22 protein-coding genes are annotated in these 19691 nt (G+C 37.9%); 2 read left to right on the top strand and 20 right to left on the bottom strand.

Features of this window, described 5'->3' with window-relative positions; translation table 11 throughout:
• Positions 1-39: 39 nt before the first annotated feature.
• The 18 genes from H4O18_RS19205 to flxA form a co-directional block, all read right to left on the bottom strand.
• Positions 40-297 carry a phosphopantetheine-binding protein gene (locus tag H4O18_RS19205; RefSeq protein WP_187587665.1) on the bottom strand — a complete coding sequence of 86 codons (258 nt, stop codon included), beginning with the start codon at positions 295-297 and terminating at the stop codon, positions 40-42.
• Positions 294-917, bottom strand: a complete 624-nt coding sequence (locus tag H4O18_RS19200) for a 3-oxoacyl-ACP synthase (RefSeq protein ID WP_187587663.1) — start codon at positions 915-917, stop codon at positions 294-296. Before H4O18_RS19200 ends, H4O18_RS19205 begins: the two co-directional genes overlap by 4 nt.
• Positions 914-2062 carry a beta-ketoacyl-[acyl-carrier-protein] synthase family protein gene (locus H4O18_RS19195; RefSeq protein ID WP_187587661.1) on the bottom strand — a complete coding sequence of 383 codons (1149 nt, stop codon included), beginning with the start codon at positions 2060-2062 and terminating at the stop codon, positions 914-916. The genes H4O18_RS19200 and H4O18_RS19195 overlap by 4 nt, the downstream gene beginning before the upstream one ends.
• Entirely contained in the window at positions 2055-2492 is a 438-nt protein-coding gene (locus H4O18_RS19190; protein ID WP_246474457.1) for an acyl-CoA thioesterase, read from the bottom strand. The genes H4O18_RS19195 and H4O18_RS19190 overlap by 8 nt, the downstream gene beginning before the upstream one ends.
• A complete protein-coding gene (locus H4O18_RS19185; protein ID WP_187587658.1) occupies positions 2482-3750 on the bottom strand; it encodes an ABC transporter permease in 1269 nt (422 codons plus the stop codon). Before H4O18_RS19185 ends, H4O18_RS19190 begins: the two co-directional genes overlap by 11 nt.
• Positions 3743-4486: an ABC transporter ATP-binding protein gene (locus H4O18_RS19180; protein WP_187587656.1), complete on the bottom strand. Its 744-nt coding sequence runs from the start codon at positions 4484-4486 to the stop codon at positions 3743-3745. The genes H4O18_RS19185 and H4O18_RS19180 overlap by 8 nt, the downstream gene beginning before the upstream one ends.
• A gap of 8 nt (positions 4487-4494) precedes the next feature.
• Positions 4495-5496 carry a BtrH-related acyltransferase DarH gene (gene darH, locus H4O18_RS19175; protein ID WP_187587654.1) on the bottom strand — a complete coding sequence of 334 codons (1002 nt, stop codon included), beginning with the start codon at positions 5494-5496 and terminating at the stop codon, positions 4495-4497.
• Between the two features lie 3 nt (positions 5497-5499).
• Entirely contained in the window at positions 5500-5901 is a 402-nt protein-coding gene (gene DarG / locus H4O18_RS19170; protein ID WP_187587652.1) for a flexirubin biosynthesis protein DarG, read from the bottom strand.
• 85 nt (positions 5902-5986) lie between these two features.
• Positions 5987-6442, bottom strand: a complete 456-nt coding sequence (locus H4O18_RS19165; RefSeq protein ID WP_246474455.1) for a hotdog family protein — start codon at positions 6440-6442, stop codon at positions 5987-5989.
• The gene (locus tag H4O18_RS19160) at positions 6443-6880 is read right to left on the bottom strand and encodes a hotdog family protein (RefSeq protein WP_187587650.1); all 438 of its coding nucleotides are present in this window, start codon (positions 6878-6880) and stop codon (positions 6443-6445) included.
• Positions 6881-8011 carry a dialkylresorcinol biosynthesis protein DarB gene (gene darB / locus H4O18_RS19155; protein ID WP_187587649.1) on the bottom strand — a complete coding sequence of 377 codons (1131 nt, stop codon included), beginning with the start codon at positions 8009-8011 and terminating at the stop codon, positions 6881-6883.
• The gene (locus H4O18_RS19150; RefSeq protein ID WP_187587647.1) at positions 8011-8937 is read right to left on the bottom strand and encodes an NADPH-dependent FMN reductase family protein; all 927 of its coding nucleotides are present in this window, start codon (positions 8935-8937) and stop codon (positions 8011-8013) included. Before H4O18_RS19150 ends, darB begins: the two co-directional genes overlap by 1 nt.
• Positions 8938-9098: 161 nt before the next feature.
• Positions 9099-9998, bottom strand: coding sequence for a lysophospholipid acyltransferase family protein (locus H4O18_RS19145; RefSeq protein WP_222942472.1), 900 nt, complete (start codon positions 9996-9998; stop codon positions 9099-9101).
• A gap of 43 nt (positions 9999-10041) precedes the next feature.
• Positions 10042-10284: a phosphopantetheine-binding protein gene (locus tag H4O18_RS19140; RefSeq protein WP_103474022.1), complete on the bottom strand. Its 243-nt coding sequence runs from the start codon at positions 10282-10284 to the stop codon at positions 10042-10044.
• A 2-nt stretch (positions 10285-10286) separates the two neighbouring features.
• Positions 10287-11510 (bottom strand): beta-ketoacyl-[acyl-carrier-protein] synthase family protein, encoded by a 1224-nt coding sequence (locus H4O18_RS19135; protein WP_187587645.1) that lies wholly within the window; start codon positions 11508-11510, stop codon positions 10287-10289.
• 16 nt (positions 11511-11526) lie between these two features.
• The gene (gene flxB / locus H4O18_RS19130; protein WP_187587643.1) at positions 11527-12270 is read right to left on the bottom strand and encodes a flexirubin biosynthesis SDR family reductase FlxB; all 744 of its coding nucleotides are present in this window, start codon (positions 12268-12270) and stop codon (positions 11527-11529) included.
• 18 nt (positions 12271-12288) lie between these two features.
• Entirely contained in the window at positions 12289-13425 is a 1137-nt protein-coding gene (locus tag H4O18_RS19125; RefSeq protein ID WP_187587641.1) for a WG repeat-containing protein, read from the bottom strand.
• A gap of 130 nt (positions 13426-13555) precedes the next feature.
• Positions 13556-15112, bottom strand: a complete 1557-nt coding sequence (gene flxA, locus H4O18_RS19120; protein ID WP_187587639.1) for a flexirubin biosynthesis tyrosine ammonia-lyase FlxA — start codon at positions 15110-15112, stop codon at positions 13556-13558.
• 105 nt (positions 15113-15217) lie between these two features.
• Between flxA and H4O18_RS19115 the strand changes: the two genes are divergently transcribed.
• The gene (locus H4O18_RS19115; protein ID WP_187587637.1) at positions 15218-16462 is read left to right on the top strand and encodes an NAD(P)/FAD-dependent oxidoreductase; all 1245 of its coding nucleotides are present in this window, start codon (positions 15218-15220) and stop codon (positions 16460-16462) included.
• 41 nt (positions 16463-16503) lie between these two features.
• On the opposite strand, the gene H4O18_RS19110 is transcribed toward H4O18_RS19115, so the two are convergent.
• Positions 16504-17112 carry a hypothetical protein gene (locus H4O18_RS19110; protein WP_187587635.1) on the bottom strand — a complete coding sequence of 203 codons (609 nt, stop codon included), beginning with the start codon at positions 17110-17112 and terminating at the stop codon, positions 16504-16506.
• A gap of 240 nt (positions 17113-17352) precedes the next feature.
• On the opposite strand from H4O18_RS19110, the gene H4O18_RS19105 reads away from it, so the two are divergent.
• Positions 17353-18561, top strand: a complete 1209-nt coding sequence (locus H4O18_RS19105; RefSeq protein ID WP_187587633.1) for a multidrug effflux MFS transporter — start codon at positions 17353-17355, stop codon at positions 18559-18561.
• 70 nt (positions 18562-18631) lie between these two features.
• Here H4O18_RS19105 and H4O18_RS19100 read toward each other — a convergent pair whose 3' ends face one another.
• Positions 18632-19393: a class I SAM-dependent methyltransferase gene (locus H4O18_RS19100; protein ID WP_187587631.1), complete on the bottom strand. Its 762-nt coding sequence runs from the start codon at positions 19391-19393 to the stop codon at positions 18632-18634.
• Positions 19394-19691: the final 298 nt, after the last annotated feature.

Here is a 19691-nt window from a genome sequence, read left to right as displayed (position 1 = left end):
AATGAACACTTAAGTTTCGGTATACTTAAAGTAATTGGATTATTTTGTTCGATGCGTTGTAATATAATTTGCCATTACTTCTATGGACTCAAATATTTTTTTACCCTCTTTAGGGTCGGTTAGTTTAATTCCATAATCCTTGTCCAACATTACTATAAGTTCCAAGGCGTCAATGGAGTCCAGCCCAAGACCGTCACCAAACAACGGATCGTTATCTGCAATTTCATCAATTGCAATATCTTCCAAGTTTAATTGAGTTATAATTTTTTCCTTTAGTTCTTGTTTTAAATCGCTCATTTGGTTGTGTACAATTTTATTATTTCTTCTTTATTATGTGTAATGCTTCCTTCTGTAGAAACTAAGTACAAAAATGCTTCATAGTCATCTGTGTCACGGTTTATCCATCCGCATAACACTTCGTCCGCTTTACCAGTATTAATTAAACACGTTGCATAGTCATATAGATATCCCGCATTAAAGTGGTTAAAGATAAAAAAACTATTTTCAGAATATAGCTTATGTCTAATACTAATCTCTCCAAGGCATATATTGGGCAGGGTATAGACAAAAATAGCGGGACTCGGAAAATAGTTTTCTTTGTCAACAATGGAATCTTGATGCTTCCTGTCGGTTTCCAGACTGGATGCACTATTTGAAAATGCCAAGGCAATATTATTTGCCCTTTCCGAATCTGTGGTTAGTGGTTTGAGTAAAATATCAGCGGCCAAAAACCCCAGTTTACTCAGGTCGTCCATTTTAAAAAACTTTGGATAGTTGGTATCCATATTTTTATAGGCCAGTTTTATAAATGAGCTAAAATCGGTCTCCTGGTTTTCAAAGAGCAACTGGTCGTTCAACATTACCTTGTTATTGAAAATGCTGCAATATGCCTTTATTTTTAGTTGTTGGACCTTCATGACTGTACTTTTTTAAATACGGCAGCAGTATTGCAGCCCCCAAAACCGGAGGCAGTCTTTAAAAAGTAATCTAAATTCCCGGAGGTAGTTTCCGTAATTACATTGATGGGTTGCGATACTCCCAACTCGGTAAACCCCATGGAGGAATATAAGGTATTGTGGTAAAGGGAATGCATGCCAATAATGGTTTCCAAAAGGCCGGACCCTCCCAGTGTATGCCCAAAATATCCTTTAAGGCTATTTAAAGGAACCCTGCCCAAATCTAATCTGTTCAGGGCAATTGCCTCCATTTCATCATTGAAGGAGGTAGCAGTGCCATGGGCGGATATATAATCTATATCCTCAGGGCCTACCTTGGCTTCTTTAAAGGCTGATTGAATGCTGCGATATAGGCCTTCCCCAGTTCTAGATGGACCAGAAATATGATTGGCGTCATTACAGGAGGCTTCACCCAATACCTCTACGGCCTCTGGCACTAAATTGTCTTGGTCTTTGCTCACTAGTACACTGGCGGCCACTTCCCCGATATTAATTCCGGACCTATGTTTGCAATAAGGTTTGCAGGGCAAGGAACTCATGGCTTGGAAGGAATTAAAACCGGAAAGAATAAAACTGGAAACAATATCACTGCCTACTATAAAAACTTGATCAAACGTCCCCTGTGCAATAAATCTTTTAGCAATTGAAATGGCCAATACTCCTGAAACACAGGCATTGGATAGCACAACAGGTTCTGTAGTAAATCCAAAATAGTTTTTGATTATATGTCCTAAAGTTCCCAAATAAGCCCTTTCAGGGGGCATTGGATGCTTTGGGTCCAAGGTGTCTATATTTCCTTTGGTAGTGGAAAGAATCAAGCCAACCCTATCCGTTAATTTAACCCCGGATTCTTTAAGTGTTTTGTCCAAGGAAATTATCATCATTTGCTCCAAACGCGTATATTCATCATTGGAACCCAACTGTTCAAAGGCCTCTGAAATTGAATTGGAATTGATAACCGAGGCGTAAAATGGGGTGGGGAATAAATTTACATCTTCAATTAATGTAATCCCCGATACTCCCTTACGGATATTTTGCACCACTGTAGGACTATCAAAACCTATTGATGAAACAATATTGTTATATGAGAGATAGGTCTTATTCATTTAATAGTCCAACTTTAAGTTTCCATTCCAAAAAAAATGTAGGCATGGTCAAGTATAAACTTCCTTCGTCTTCCACAAAAACCTGAACGGTTTCCCCAGTGCATACCAATTTGTTTTGTGGATTATAAATTTCGTATTTAAATATCATTTTTGCCGCTGGTGAATCTACAAAAATTGTTTTAATGGTGGCAACATCACCATAGCGCAAAGGAAGTTTGTGCTCACAACTGGATTTAACGATCGGAGTGGTAAAGCCAGCTGCTTTTTGATCCAGATAGGAAATCCCGTGATGGCGCCCAAAGGCTTCTCTGCCATCTTCAAAATATTGGATATAATTTCCATGCCATACAATGCCCAAAGGGTCTGTTTCCGCAAAGCGAACCCTAATTTCACTGGTAAAGCTAATCTCCGATTTGTTATTAGACGGCATTTTTTCTTTCATTATACAAAATAGAAATTGCGGTGGTTATGACAAAGAATAAAAACAATAAGGTTAGTTCAGGAACAAGATCAATAATGCCCACGTCTCTCAAAAAAACATCATAAAAGGCATTTAGGCCCCAATTCATCGGAGATAAATTTGATAGTGTCTGCATAAACTTAGGCATAATAAAGACAGGTACCCACACACCGCCCAAAGCTGCCAATATAACCACGAAAGTGGCTCCGAAGGGAGCGGATTGCTCCTGGGTCTTTGCTACGGTTCCCAAAAGTAAACCAAGGCCTATGGCCGCAAGTCCTGCAAAAATAGCAACTAGGAACAATTGCGGAATTTTTCCTGAAACATCAAGACTTGGAAGCCCTAAGATAGGAAAAAGATAAACCCCTATCCCCAACATAAGCCCAAATTGAATAAGGCAAACGGACAGGTATATCAAAGTCTTTCCTCCCAATACGGTTAAATAGGAAACCGGATTGGTCCTAAGGCGAACAAAGGTACCTTGACTTTTTTCCTTGACCATATTGATGGACAAGGGGACAATTATAAAAAATATGGCGAATAATGTCCAAGCGGGAACATTGTGTTGCACGGAATTCGGTATTATTTCATTTTCGCCAATAGTGGGGGTTATTTCTTTAAAGGTGATAAAACTTTCGGTGTCAAATATGGCTTCGGTTTCATCGTCTGTAATTTGGGATTGGAAAGCCTTATAAATAGTCTGGGTCTCAATTTTAAAGATCATCTTGTCTATTCCATTCTTTATGGAATTTTTAAAGGCCATTTGAGTAGCTGGGTCAAAATAAAGTATCACCTCCTTTTTTTTCAAATCTACTTTTTGTGACTCAGGCATTTCTTGGTCCAAACCAAATTTGGACAACAACCCTTCAACATTAAGATTCACTTTTTTTTCCAGTTCCGAACTAAGGTTGGTTGGAATCACAATAGCCAATTGATACTTTCCCTTAAACACAAGTTCTTTGGCTTCTTTGTCCGATTTTTTCTCAATGATATTAAAGGATTTGGACTCTGCCAGACCATCGTAAATATTTTTGGAAACCTCACCTTTATCATAATCCACCCAAAGGATGGGAATTTTGTGGTCATTGATGGATCTAAATGTGCTGTCCTGAATCAAGGTGATGGTGATCACCAATACCAATGGCATCACAAATAGGATGGCCAACCCCCCAATATCCCTGGATAGGAGTAGTAATTCCTTATATGTGGAGGCCCATAGTTTATGCATGGTCTCTTAGGGCTTTTCCGGTTAAGGTTAAAAAGACATCTTCAAGATTATGTGATTCCGGATGTTGGGAAATTAGATCTTTAGGTGCGCCTTCTACGATGATTTTTCCGTGATCTATAATGGCCACTCTGGTGCAAAATTGTTCTGCTTCGTTCAAATGATGGGATGTATATACTATGGTGGTGCCTAGGGTATTTAATTTTTTTAAATGATCTATAATTACATTTTTGGACTGTACGTCCACGCCAACGGTAGGTTCGTCCAAGAATAAAACCTTGGGGTCGTGTAGGATACTGGCAATTAAGTTGACACGGCGTTTCATACCGCCAGAAAAGGTATCCAATTTTTTACGGGAAAATTTTTCCAAGCCTAAAACTTCCAAATGAAAATTGATCTTTTCCTTTAACTGCCTCCCCTTTAGACCATACATGCTGCCTAGGTAATACAAATTCTCATATGCCGTTAGGGTAGGGTAGAGCGCATATTCCTGTGGTACAATGCCAATTAGTTGTCTGAGTTGATTTCCGTTCTTTTGAAAAGTCAATCCATTGATGGAAAAATGGCCCGATGTGGGTTTTATCAATGAGCTCAGCATGGAAATCAGTGTTGTTTTTCCTGCTCCGTTAGGTCCTAAAAGTCCAAAAATTTCACCCTCGTTAATTTGAAGGTCTAGGCCCAATACCGAATATTCTTCGGCATTTTTATATCTTTTGGAGAGTTGGGAAATTTGGATCATCTGTTACCTTATATTGCCTTTTTTAGTTTTTTAAAAAAAACTTCCTCTTTGTTGGCAATGTCTTCCAGTAGTGTAGCCACATGATCGTATTGGTCAACAGCTTCGGAGTTGCTCCTATTTTTGTAAATACGTGATGCCTCTACTGCAAAATCGCGCCATTCGTCACCGATCAAGGTCATTTCTTTGGAAAGTTCCAAAAGTTTATTGTTTTCCAATAACTTCCCAGCTTCTTGCAAAAATGCAGCATAAATATATCTAAACCCGCCACCTCCGGTGCCTATTTCTTCCTGCATTCGTACAATTTGCCCCAAATAATGATTGGCAGTTTTAATTCCTTTGGACTTTGGCCATTTACGAATAAGTTTTGCAATTTTCCGTATTCCTTTTACTCCAACAATCGGAACCGGGGCCAGCATATCCCTACAGGTGTGCTTTATGCCTTTGATAATAGCTTTTTCGAGCTGTAGCTTTTTAGGGAAAGCAGTAGGATAGTAAATGTGTCCCTTAGGGGCAAAGGCTCCTTTGGCAAATCTTACTTTTTCCAGTTCTTTTTCGGTAAGTGAGGTAACAGTTTCCATTACAGGGTCACTTATTAAATAACTGCCATCCTTTTTGCCATAGACGACCATGTTGTGGGCGTTGAAATGGAAGCGATATTCATCGGGAAAGTAGGGTAGGTTAAAAACGCCTACCTGCAGTCCTACCGGATTGTTTCTTTCCAAGTTTTCATCCAATCTTGTCTTGGCTGTTTGCGCATTGCTAAATTTTTCGCGCTTAATTTTAATCCCTACACGTTTGGCAAATCTCGTAAAGATAATTCCGGGCATTGCCCTGTACGACACTACTGGTGCATGATTTACTTTTAAAAAAGGGATATAGCTGAACAATAGCCCAGATCCTATTCCAAAAACCATGGGCTCACTTACGGTAAACCCATTATATGTCATTAGGTTGGCTACTACACCATTTTCGCAATGTGCGGCTTGTTTGTGTTTAAAATCTATTTCCATTGTTTAGAGGTCGGTACGTTGTAGCTCTTCGATCGTAATATCGAAGACATCGGCATATTTTTGTAATGTCTTATTATTTAGTTTTTTAAATATGGCAGGTCTAAAATGTCTTTTAACCCTCCACTTCCAGATCCCAACATAACTGGCTAGGATCGGGAGGTCCATTTTATGGAGTTCCATATAGTATTCCAAGGGGCTCACTTTATAATCCTTTACCCGCTGTTTTGATTCGGAAATGCGCTCGTTTATAGCTTCGATAGCATTGTTCAGCGCAATGGTCTTTGGGTCCCACCCGGTACTTAATTCGGTAGTGTATTCCCCATTCTCATCAATGGCATAACACAGTTCCTTGAAATTGGCCGATTCTAGATTGCTTTTGTCCTGTGGCACCTCATTTTTTTTCATCCCCTAGGTCTTTATAAATTATAGGCCTCAAATAGCAGGCTTATAAAGTAATTTTTACAATTTTCTATTCGATCGCTCTATCAACTTAAACTTCCTGTATTAGAAAATTTAATATACAATCTGCCACCAATACTTCGTCTGTGTAAATTTTGCAATCCATGGTGCATATGCTAAAATTTCCCGAACTGTAATTGGATACGAGTTTAGCCTTAGTTGTTAGGGTGTCTCCCATCTTGGGCAAAAACAGAATATTTGCCTTCTTAATACCGCTAATAAACCCAATAACACTATTGCCTTCACCCTCAAGATCATCCGCGGCAAAAAAATCCTGGCCAACGATGGCCGAACATGATTGGGCCGCATTTTCAATAATCCCCGATTCGGTAAATCTATTGTTTTTTACAAAGATACAATCTTCGGTTACTTTAAATTCGGTAGTCACCGTTTCCTTATCAAGGTTAATTATTTTTGTGACCAAGAGCATTGGTGCTCTGTGGGGCAAAAACTTATGTATATCTATATGTGAAGGTGTTGTATTCAATTAGTTTGCCAATACGGTTTTCATTTCACTGTTTGCTATAATTTTGTCATTGTAGGTTACTTGGATCCGTACTAAGGTAACGCCCATAATTTCATGTAGAATTGTGACTGTCGTAATTAGTTCTTGATCCTGGTTTGGCAATTCCAATATTTCAGCCAATTTAATGGCCCCTATGTAGCCTGTTGGGGCCGACTCATTTTTTAAAAAATATTGGTATCCTGTATGAAGGGCAACGGACTGTGCCATGTGTTCAATAAGTCCGGCAGCCATAAATTTATTGTTGTCCACAAACAAATTAGTGCTGGGTGGCGTAAAACCAGTTATCACTTTTTCCTCGGAAAAGTGCAACAGCTTGTCTACCATAATAAAGGGTGCTTTTTGGGGAATTAGATTTTCAATTAACCCTTTATCGTTTATTGTTTGTTTTAATAAATTCATTTAACAGACCGTTAGGTAAGCATATGCGTAGGAAAACCTAGCACTTTCCGGTACATGCAACAATATTTTATCGCCTTTTTTTAGTTTACCGGCACCTACCAATTCCTCAAGCATTACAAAAATCGAGGCTGCACCAACATTGCCCACCTTGGTCAAATTCATAAACCATTTCTCCCAAGGTACTTCTACTCCTTGTCGTTTTAATTCCTCGTATAAATTTTCCTTAAAATAATAAGAAGAGATATGTGGTAAATAATAGTCAAAATCGGCTGTAGTAATATTGTGTTTTGCCATGGCCATTTTTAGACTATCGACACCTTTGCCCAATATGTTTTCACCCAATAATTTAACGTCCTGTTTCATGGCGAAAAGGGATTTTTTCGCCCATTCTGATGCAGGATATTCGCTCCAAGGTTTTAAATGGCCATTTTCCAACTTATCGGCACCGGCATACATACATGTTTCCATTTCATGTGCATAGGAATATCCTTCCATCCATTCAATTTTGAGTGCCGCGCCCTTTGGTTCGCTTTCCAGCAATACGGCTCCAGAGCCATCGGAAAGCATCCATCGCAAAAACTCCTTGTTAAAGGCCAATATGGGGTTGTCCTCCAGCTCTTTCAAGTGCTCCACCTCATTTTCAAAAATATCGGATTTCATCCAAGTTGAGGTTCTTTCGGATCCTGTGCATACTGCATTGGATACTTGCCCGGCCTTAATGGCCAAGAAACCATATTTTAAGGCATTCATTCCCGAACAACAGGCTCCTGAGGGGGAATTCACCTCTAAATTTACATTTTTTAAAAAGCCGTGCACCATAGAGGCGTGGGAGGGCAATATTTGGTCAGGACTACTAGTGCCACAAGAAAGAAGTTCAATATCCTTAGTGGTAAAAGTGTCATCACATAAAAGCTCAATGGCCTCCTTGGTTAGTTGGGCATTGTTATGGGTAATGTTTCCTTTATCGTCTATTGCGTAATATCTGGTCTTAATTTGATTGTTACGTAAGACGATACGTCTGGCTTTAGAGTTTTTACCATTAATAATACCCAATTTCTCCTCCATTTGATCGTTGTCAATAGGATTATTTGGTAAGAACTTGGCTATTCTGGTAATATAAACGTCTTTCATTAATTGTTCTTTAAACTAACGGATGAATAGTATGCTTTATCCCTTTTAATTTTACTGTACCGGGGAATGTAAGTCGCCAAAAATACAATAAAAACTATTGGAGCTATAGCCCAGATTGCAAATAACAAATAATATTTGAACAATACCAGCAATTTTTTCCGTTTCGGATTACCTGAAGGTCCTTTCTTAATTATGAGGTTGGCCCATTTGGTAAATAATACATTTCCCCGTATATCGGTCTGGATCAATAAGGGTTTTACCTTAACTGCATCCAATTTTAATAAATCGTTCTGTAAGTTGGTATAATCATTACTTAATAATGATTTGTTGATTGGATTTCCAAATTTTGCCGAGGATTTTATATCCTCGTCGGACACCCCTGGCTTTGGAAAAATGCCCAGATACTTGGTTTTTTTTCCGCCTAACATCCAATGCACTATGGTTATTACGCTGATATGATTTATATGGCGGTCCACCAAAGCTATATTGCCCACCAGTTGCGCGTTACATGAAATTAGCAGGCGTTTCATTTTTTCCTGTGCCATTAACCACATATTTCTGCAAGCTATTACCGTTACTACAGGAGTATTGTCAAGGATTTTTTTGGCAAAATCGGATTTTAGAAAAGAGTTTATAGGTATGGAAGGTGTTAAATACCAGACCTGGTAACCGAGTATTACAAGGTCATATTTCTTTTCAAGAATATCTGCCTTTGGAGGATGTAGATTACATGGTATCTGCAAAAAGGATTCTGGAAATGCATCATAGAACTCCTCCTGTTTCCAGGGAAATTTATAATCGTTTTCGGGTTGTATCCGGTAATAGGTGATGTTTACTTTTTCAGGGTCTAGCGAAGATGCCAAATTTTGAACGATATCCAATAACTGCCCTGATTGGGAATAATAAATTATAAGAACTTCTTTCATGGGTAACCTATTACTCTTTATTAATGCCGCCAAGATCGCCATTTAACCAAAAGGTAAAAGACTTGTTCCTGGACTTTGAATATAATCTAAATTTTGTTTTTAATTCTTTAGGCCATAGCCTAATTTATATCTAAAAACAGGATTTTACACTTTCGGTTCAACTACTTTGGTTTTTTTGAATCCCAGAAATCAAAATAGTTAAACCACTGGAATGGATATTGTTTTATGATCCATTCCATACTTTCAATATAATTGGCCAATAATCCTTGGGCATCCCTCTTCTTAAAGTCTGCCGTTCTTGCGTAAAGATGATAGTGCTTATTGGTCTCCTTCATTACGTATACAAATAGGACCGGCACATTTAATCTAGATCCCAATAAAAAAGGACCTGAGGGAAATTGTGCGTTTTTACCTAAAATAGGTGCCGTCATCAACTTGGACGCTGTAGCATATCGATCCCCTGTCATGCAAATAATTTCATTTTTTGCCAAAGCGGCATTCATTTCAAAGATATGGGAAAGATCTTCCTTAAGGATAATGAATTTGGTTTTGGATTTTTTAATATACTGATCAAGGTATTCCTTTATGGCCTTGTGCTCCACATCCGTGGTCAACAAATTAATAGTGGCATTCCCTTCCAATTCGTCCAAGAAAAATTCAGCTATTTCGAAGTTTCCCAAATGGGCACTGATCAATATCCCACCTTTTTTATTGGCCAAAGTTTGGTTTAAATGTTCTATTCCATCAAAATGATAGGTAAACTTATTTCTAAGTCCCGACGAAATGGCCACCTTGTCCAAAATGGTCTGCCCAAATACATAGTAGCTTTTATATATGGCTAAAATACTCTTTAGAGTATTGTATTTAAGTCTCTTATTGAAGTAATAATAACTTGCCCTAGTACTTGAGGCCGCGAAAAAGCAAAAATAGAAAGCAACGAAATACAGTATGAAATAGGCAGATCTTAATCCCAGCCTTCTAATACAAAAAACAAAAATTTTATATCCTAAAACAGAACCTCTGGACTTTCCTTTCCATTGATTTGATATTTGCTTATCCAATACGCAAGGTTTTAAAGGAATATACCAGTTATGCGACTAAATTTTAGTTTAATTTTTGCTCAATAAGGTCGTAAAAATCTTGTAATGTAATTACATTTATGAAATCTTCTCCCATCAATTTTACACTAAAGTTAGATTCGATGGCCACTACTAAATCAACAAAATCCAAGCTGTCCAATTCAAGTGTTTTCTTTAAATTGGCCATTGGGGAAATATCATCTGCATCAACTTCAAATTCATCTATAAGAAAGTTGTTTATTTTATCAATAATTACTTCTTTATTCATTTTTAATCTTTCACTTTTTTTATTAGCAATGCTGAATTTGTACCTCCAAATCCAAAAGAATTGGACAAAAATACATCAATTTTTTTATCCAGTGTTTTTCTTACCAGATTTAATTTGGCGGCATCCTCGTCCGGGTTTACAAGATTTATATTGGGCGCAACAAACGAATGCTCCATCATTAGCATGGAATAGACGATCTCACTGGCACCTGCCATCCAACATTCGTGTCCTGTCATGGATTTTGTGGAACTAACACAGGGGCCATCTTTTCCAAAAACGGCAAATATGGCCTTGGCTTCATTGGAATCCCCAACTGGCGTAGAAGTTGCATGGGCATTTACATAATCTATTTCACTGGGTTTAATATGTGCTTGGTCTATAGCTTTTTTCATGGCTATTGTTGGGCCATCTACATTGGGGGTAGAGATATGGTCTCCGTTGGAGGAAAACCCATATCCTATAATTTCTCCTAAAATGGGAGCATTCCTTTTTTTAGCGGATTCATAACTTTCAACAATAAGTGATGCCGCACCTCCGCTTGGGACAAGTCCATCCCTACTTTTATCGAAGGGGCGTGAAGCGGTCTCTGGTTTAACATCGTTGACAGAAAATACGCCAAGGCCATCAAAACTACCCATTGCCAATTCATTGATTTCTTGGGTGCCGCCACATATAATACAATCTTGAAGTCCACTCTTGATCAATTGATAGGCTATACCTATAGCATGCGATCCGCTTGCGCAGGCTGCGCTAACGGTAAAATTGATACCTCTTAATTTGAAGATGGTGGAAAGGTTCATGGTTACAGACGAGTTCATGGCCTTAAAAATAGCGCCAGAACCAACTAAAGTTGTATCCTTTTTCTCCCTTAATTTATCTATGGACTCTATCACGGATTTGGCCGTACTATCGTTTCCATAAAGTACACCTACTTCGTTTTGGTCTATATATTCCTGAGTTAATCCTGCATTTTTAAGAGCCTCCAATGTAGCCACATATGCATAGGCTCCTTCTTCTCCCAAACTTAACCGTTGTCTTCTGGATAATAACTCTTTAAGGTCTGGTTCTTCCACCATTCCCGTTAAACAGGAACGATATCCAAATTCTTTCCTCTTTTCATCAAAAACAATTCCTGAAGTTCCGTCGTAAAGAGATTTTTTGACTTCATCCAAGTTTTTGCCCAAACAAGAATATATTCCCATACCTGTAATAACCACCCTGCTCATCTTTCCTTCTGCTATTTTAAGAATAAATTCCTCCGTTAATATTTATGACCTCTCCTGTAATATACGATGCCTTTCTGGATGCCAAAAACGAAACTAAATGGGCCACTTCCTCTGCTTCCCCGAAGCGGTTAAGAGGAATCATTTTTTTAAGCTCCTTTTCATCCAATTCGCCCGTCATATCCGTTCTTATAAAACCTGGTGCCACGGCGTTGACTGTGATGTTCCTTTTTGCTATTTCCTGAGCCAAGGCTTTTGTTGCCGCTATTATTCCTCCTTTTGCAGCGGAATAATTGGTTTGTCCAGGTGTCCCTTTAAGTCCCGATACGGAAACCATATTAATGATTCTCCCGTATTTATGCACCAATAATTTTTGGATTAGATGATTGGTAACATTAAAAAAACCATTTAGACTTGTGTTGATTACACTGTTCCAATCCTCAGGTTTCATCCACATGAACATCCCGTCTTTGGTAATACCGGCATTGTTTACTATTACTTCAATAATAGCTTCCTTGTTGTCCTCATGCCAATTATCCAATTTACTTTGTACTTCTTCCGCTTCGCCAACATTAAATTGTATAAGTTCCGCGCTCCCACCAATTTTTTCTATTGCATTTAAGGTTTCCTGTGCTGCGGATTCATTGGACTGGTAATTTATAAGAATCTTATACTCGGTATCTCTTGCGAGCTGCAGGCATATGGCTTTGCCAATTCCTCTTGATCCTCCGGTTACCAGTGCAAATTTCTTTTTTTCGCTCATTTATCTAATTAGTATGATTTAATTCTTTACGTCATCGAATATCTCCGCATTCTCGTACCATTTATTGCCCAAAACTTCTCCCTTGGCATTCAAAAATCCCCATTCCTTGTTGTATTTAACTCGGGCGAGTCCGTTTATGAACCCTTTTTCCAAATTCTTTTTAAATATAGAAAATGACAATCCGGCCGTGATATCATATTCGGGCTGTATTACCCATTTTCCGCTCTTATCTATAAAACCCCACTTCTTATCTTTAGCAGGAGCTAGACCATTGGCGGAGAATACTTCGGCATCCTTAAAACTGAAATCAATGACCTTTTCTCCTTTTTCGTTGATGTATCCCCATTTTTTATCCATAAATACCGGCGCCAATCCTTGGCTAAAATCCCTTGCTTTTTCATAAGTAGGAGCAATGACCCACTCTCCCTGGTTGTTGATGAAGCCCATTAGTTTATTGCTTCTGGCGTATGTTAAATTGGATTTGTCCGTGAATTCCCAAATCTTATCGGCATTTTTGACCGGTTTAAAGTTGCCATTGGAAACAATACCAAAAGATTCCTGTTTTTTTACCCAGACCCCTTTACTGTTATAATCACCAATTTCTTGGTTCTCAATAGGGATATAAATCTCACCCTTTTGGTTGATCATTCCCCAAAGTTCACCTTTTCTTGCCTTGGCATATCCGTCTATAAAGGGTTTTATTTCATCAAAATCCGGTTCCGCGATCAATTTTCCGTCGGTACCCAAAAGGCCTATTTTATCGCCTCTTTTAAAAAAGGCTACCCCATTGTCAAAATCGAAATATTTTTCCGAAACAGGTGTTTCCAATACCTCGCCCGAAACATTGATATAGTTCCATTGATCGCCATTGTTTACCAAGGCCAGTCCGGAATTAAATTCCTTTACATGTTCGTATTCGGGTTGAATTGCCCATTCGCCAGCAGTATTTATGTATCCCCATTTGTCGCCCATTGATGCTGCAGCGCGCTCGTTAGTGAAGTTGTCCGCTTTCTTGAATTGTGGCTTTATCGCGTATTCCCCAGAGGTGTTAATATACCCAAACAGGCCATTTTCCCTTACGAGGGCGTATTCTTGGGCATAAAAATTGCCGAACATTAAAAAAAGTGCAACTGAAAATGTAATTTTTGTTTTCATCTGAGATTTTTTTAAAATTATACGTTCAATATCAATAATTGCCAAGCTAGGACTTGGTGTATGTTTATAATCCTATACCACTATTAAATTAGGGATTATTTTACATATATTACCGCTCTAACTCAAAATTTTAATTAAGTTGCTTACAAGCGTAAGCTTCTACTTCAACATTCTGAATAAAGCTTTTAACATTATTTACATAAGGGTACATGGGAACGTCTTTGTCGGAGATGATGGGGACTAAATTTCTAATATCATCATACATTTTTCTTGTTCTTGATGATACTTTGTCCTGTACTTTAAGATACTCAATTGCCTGTACAATGGTTATGGTCTCAATGGCAAGGACTTCAAAAGTATTTTCTATGACTTTTTTGGTAATGTTGGCAGCATTGGTACCCATACTTACAATGTCCTGATTGTCGTTGTTGTTAGGGATACTGTGCACGTACATGGGGTTGGACAACATTTGGTTTTCAGCAGTGGTGGAGGTAGCGGTAAACTGTACGCCCTGCATTCCAAAATTTAAACCAAGTTTACCGAGGTTTACAAAAGGGGGAAGTATATTATTTAGATTTGGATTTAAGAGGTAATTTAATTGTCTTTCAGCGAGCATGCTCATTTTGGTCACAATTAATTTTAGCTTGTCCATTTCAAGGGAAACGTAATCCCCATGAAAATTACCGCCGTGATAAACGTGTTCTTTTTCAACATCCACAATTGGATTGTCGTTTGCTGAATTAACCTCTTCGATAAGAATTTTTTCCACGTTGTTCAAAGTGTCAAGGACAGGACCTAAAATTTGCGGTACGCATCTCAAGGAATAGTATTCTTGCACCTTTTCTTCAAAAATTAATACTTCATTGTTGCCATTGTACAGATGGTGCTCCCTTTTTCGGGTAAGTGTACTATCCTTTAAATGATTTCTCATGGATTTGGCAATCTGCTGTTGACCTTTATGTTTTTTGGATTGATTAAGCTCCAAGGATAAATGATCGTCATAGGCCTCTACAATTTCGTTGATAGCAGAAGAACAGCATATCATCCAATCCAGTAATTTCCTGGTATTTATTGTGTTGATCAAGCCAATTCCGGTCATTACAGAAGTTCCATTGATGAGCGCCAAGCCTTCTCTTAAGGAAACGGTTATCGGCTTTAGGTTTTCTATTTTAAAAACTTCTTCCGTTGGTCTTCTCTCTCCTTCGTGAAAAACTTCACCCTCCCCAATAAGTACCAGGGCAATATGAGCCAATTGGACTAAGTCCCCACTGGCTCCAACACCACCGTGCTCAAAAATTACAGGGGTAATATTCTTATTTATTAGAGAGGACATTAATTGGATTACCGAAACATGTACTCCTGAATGTCCTAGGCTTAAAGTGTTTAATCGGGCCAACATGGCGGCCTTAACATATTTGGTAGGGATTAAATTTCCTGATCCGGAAGCGTGACTCCTTATTAGATTGTACTGTAATTGAATCCTGTCGGAATCTTTTATCTTGTACTGCGCCATTGGTCCAAAACCTGTATTTACACCGTAAATAATTTTGTTTTGGGAGAATTGGCTTAAAAATTTAAAACTGTTTTCAACGGTTGCTAAAACGTCTTTATTAATTAGAATAGGTTCTTCTTTAAAAATTATTTGATAGAAATCCTCTATTCCCAACTTTCCTTTAAGAGTCAACATGTATATAAATTCAATATTTAAAAAGTAAATTGAATAACAATTAATAAAAATAGTTATTTTGGATTGCAAATGTATGATATTTAACCAATCAATATTTTAAAAATAATGAATCAACGTTTTGTCGAAGTCTTAGTAATTGGTGCAGGGCCGTCTGGTTGCGTATCGGCGGCTTATTTACACAGTCAGGGAATTAAGGTCCATGTGGTTGAAAAAAGTGTTTTCCCGAGGTTCGTAATTGGAGAAAGTCTCTTGCCAAGATGTATGGATCATTTTGAGGAAGTGGGGCTATTGGAAGGCTTGAATGCCTTTGGTTTTGAAAAAAAGTTTGGAGCCCGCTTTATAAAAGGGGATAAAATCTGTGAATTTGATTTTAGTAAGAAGCATACCAAAGGTTGGGATTGGACCTGGCAGGTGCCACGAGCGGACTTTGACAAGGTATTGGTAGATGAACTTATTAAAAAAGGAGTGGAAGTCTCCTTTGGACAAGAAGTTGTAGATGTGACCATTAACGAAAAGGGTATTTCTACGACTACCATAAAGGATGAAAATGGGATACCATACCATGTGGAAGCCAAGTATATTATAGATTCCAGTGGTTATGGAAGGGTATTGCCCAGATTGTTGGACTTGGACAAACCCTCTGTTTTGCCTAATCATTCTTCTATTTTTACCCATGTTGTGGATGTAAATCGGCCTGAGGGTAGGGAGGGGACCTTAATTACTTTTGATGTTGTCGAGACCGAGGTTTGGTTATGGGTTATTCCATTCTCAAACGGAAGAACAAGTATTGGTTATGTAGGCCCTACAGAATTTTTAGAATCTTTTGAAGGAAATAATGCAGAAAAATTGAGTCAGTTATTAAAGCTGTCCGATTATTATTATGAACGCTTTAAAGGGGTTGAATTTTTGTTCGAGCCTGTTTTGATAAAGAACTATTCCAAATCGGTAAAACAACTTTATGGAAAAGGGTTTGTTTTAACGGGAAATAGTGCCGAATTTTTGGACCCTGTTTTTTCGTCGGGAGTTACTTTTGCTACGGAATCGGCCTTGTTGGGGGCAAAACTGATTGCCAGGGAACTTAGTAATGAACCAGTAGATTGGGAGAAGGAATATTCAGAATATATTAAAGAAGGGGTAAAGGTATTCTCTTCTTATGTTAAGGAATGGTATAGCGGTAATCTACAGACCTTATTTTTTCACCAACCGGAAAATCCTGAAGTAAAAAGACAAATATGTTCGGTTTTGGCAGGTTATGTTTGGGATAAGACCAATCCCTTTGTGACAAAGCACAACAGACTTATTAGAACGGTGGCCCATATTATTGAGCTTGAAAAGCAAAAAAGTGAATAACATTGTCATTCACTTTTTTTTAGAGCATCGTTAAGGTTGGTCTAGAATCCTTTTTTCAAAATTAACTTCGCAAACGATTTTCCAGTTTTGGCATAACCTTCGCCCAATCGGTCTTCATTGCTAAATGAACTTCCCCATTGGTCTCCAGGTGCATTCTCACTAGAAACTTCCAACAGTACATTATCTCTATTATTGGTTTCAACGAACTTTAATAAGGTGCTAACTTTTGCAGGTTGCTTCATGACGCCGGCATCCCAACCTGGATAAACCCATATCGTTTCCACAATAAGGGTGTATTTGGCCTCAGCTAAATTCTCATTAAAGAAAACATTGTGGTCCTCATAAAGATATCTATTCATTAATTCCAAAAATTTTGGGGCATAGATCAGCTCCCTACTTGCATACCAGCTTTTTTCCCAAGATGTACCTTTTCCCCGTGTTTTTTCTTCCAATTCTGCGGAATGCTCTTTTACGTATTCATCATTTGACAGATTCTTTTTCAAAAGTTTCATATTGTCATAGACAAATTCTACGTTTATTTCCTTCTGACCTTTGATAAAATTAAAATCTCCCTGTTTAACTTTTAGCTTTTGGCCATAACTAAATAAGGTTGACAATAATACTAGAGCAGTGATTAAATAAATTCTCATAAATAAATAATTAGCGTTTATACCTCCAAATGTATAAGAATTATATTTTAGGGAAGCTACCATGGAAATAATTTTTCCTTAATGGTAATTGGAATAACGGATTGGATTATTGAAATACGGTTAATGATTTTTATAATTAACAAAGTATCAATGCTTTGCATTTTATTTATTATATGTTATGGTTTTGTTATTTCCTATAATAAGTGGGCTAATCTTATTCCATATGTTTAATTTTGCCGAATGCAAAAAAATCAGCAGAGACCACAATTCGAATTTGTCGCCATAATGGCGTCGTTAATGTCGATTGTAGCCTTGGCCATTGATGCCCTCTTGCCGGCAATGTCCACAATTGGGGCGGACATCCACAGCTTGGATCCTACTGAAAATCAGAAGTTTATTACTATGATTTTTTTGGGCTTGGGCTTGGGTCAATTGGTTTTTGGGCCTTTATCGGATAGTTTTGGCAGGAAACCTATTGTCTATATTGGTTTTATAGTATTTAGTGTGGCCAGTGTTATATGCGTTCTTGCTCCTTCTTTGGAATGGATGATATTTGGGAGAATACTTCAAGGAATAGGACTTTCTGCTCCTAGAACCATAAGCATATCCATGATAAGGGATTCCTATAAGGGAGATTATATGGCAAAGATTATGTCCTTCGTTACGGCATTTTTTATTTTGGTGCCCATTGTCGCCCCTGCTTTGGGAAAGTTTTTCCTGGATCATTACGGTTGGGAGGCCATTTTTTACATGCAATTGGTTGCTACTATAATGGTTGGAGTCTGGTTTTGGAGAAGGCAACCCGAAACCTTAAAACCTGAATACAAGATTAAATTTTCCAGACAGGTGTTCGTAAATGGATTCAGAGAGTTGATCCAATACCGGGAGACCATGGCTTTTACTATAGTGTCTGGATTAATTACAGGAGCCTTTATGGTGTATTTGAGCGCTGCACAAGAAATATTTGAAGTTCAGTATGGCCTGGCCGACAATTTCCCCTATGTTTTTGCAGGATTGGCTATTTCTGTTGGATTGTCCACCTTGCTAAATGGTACCTTGGTGGTTAAATTGGGAATGAGAAGATTGGCTTGGATTGCTTTAACATTGTTTTGTACTAATTCAATTGTCTATTTAGCCCTGTTCTGGAACGCCCAAAATCCAAGTCTGGCGGTGTTGATTACCTTCTTGGCCATGCAATTTTTTACAATAGGCTTCTTATTTGGCAACCTAAGGGCCATTGCGATGGAACCTATTGGCCACATAGCGGGTATAGGGGCTGCCATTACAGGATTTATATCTACAATGATCGCCATACCTATAGCAACATATGTGGGTAGTTTTATTCATGGAACAACACTTCCGCTTTTTGTTGGGTTTTCGGTTTGTGGATGTATTTCTCTTGGTATTTTTATGTTGATGAGAAGAAGGATGGTTATGGCTTCTGCCTAAAATTTGTGGTTGATAAACTGAATATAGTCGGACGCGTTGCTTAAAACAGGCAATTATACATAATCAATATTCAAATTTTATTATTTATCGGGGTGCCAATGCGTATAAAGATGGGGAACGTTATTTGATGTTGCCATGTATTCCATTTAGGAGTTATATCCTTTATAAGTTGTTCTACGGGATTGTTGCCCTTATTCTTGTCTTTATAATTTTGTACACTGGACCAGGAATTAAAATAACCCTGTAACTGATCAATTGTCCATTGGGTTTCAATTTTAAAGGTCTTCTCGAGGTCTATTTCATTAAAATTAAATAGAATTGTACTGTAGTTTTGATCTATGTAATCCCTTTCCTTATCCCAATATTCCCCTATGATATGTTGATAAAAGTGATTCACAATGGCATCTATTTCTGGATTGATTTTTAGAAGTCCATAGCCCCAAATAGCGATAATGCCATTGGGCTTTAAAACTCTATTAACCTCCTTGTTGAAGCTTGTAAGATCAAACCAATGTACGGCTTGGGCTACTGTGATCAAATCAAAATAATGATCTTGAAATGTAGTCTTTTCTGCTCTTTGAACACTATAGTGTATGTTTGGTTTAGTAATAGCATTTTTAATTTGTTGCTGGCTTATATCGGTGGCAAAAACTTGATCGAAGGAATTGGATAGCAAAGCAGCCACTTGGCCGTTACCTGTACCGCAGTCCCAACAGGTATTCATGGCATCACAAAAGGAGTATATGTACTTAAGCAACACCTCTGGATAAGTAGGCCGGTGGTCTTTGTAGATTTTTGATTGTATGGAAAAACGGTCCAAGGCTTTTTTCATATAACAAAAGTAAGAAGGAAAGAATATTATTGGAATTCATTTAATATTAGGATGGATTAATTCCACGGTTTTTGTCGTTTTACTTATTGGATTATAAAAATTAAAGACCTTGAATTGTAAGTAAACACTTACAGTCATCGATGAAATGAAAATTTTTATCGCTAAAGTGATTTTGCTGCCCGTTACGTTCATCGGGATTTTTTTGCACTTTATCCAAGAGTTCTCCGCTTAACGAGAAACAGTGTTTTTCGTCGAATCGGAACCTAGAAAAGTACACTTGCCCAAGTTATATATATAA

This window comes from Arenibacter arenosicollis (assembly GCF_014397245.1).
In the GTDB taxonomy this organism is placed as follows: domain Bacteria; phylum Bacteroidota; class Bacteroidia; order Flavobacteriales; family Flavobacteriaceae; genus Arenibacter; species Arenibacter arenosicollis.
This window is presented reverse-complemented; position numbering and strand designations above follow the sequence as displayed.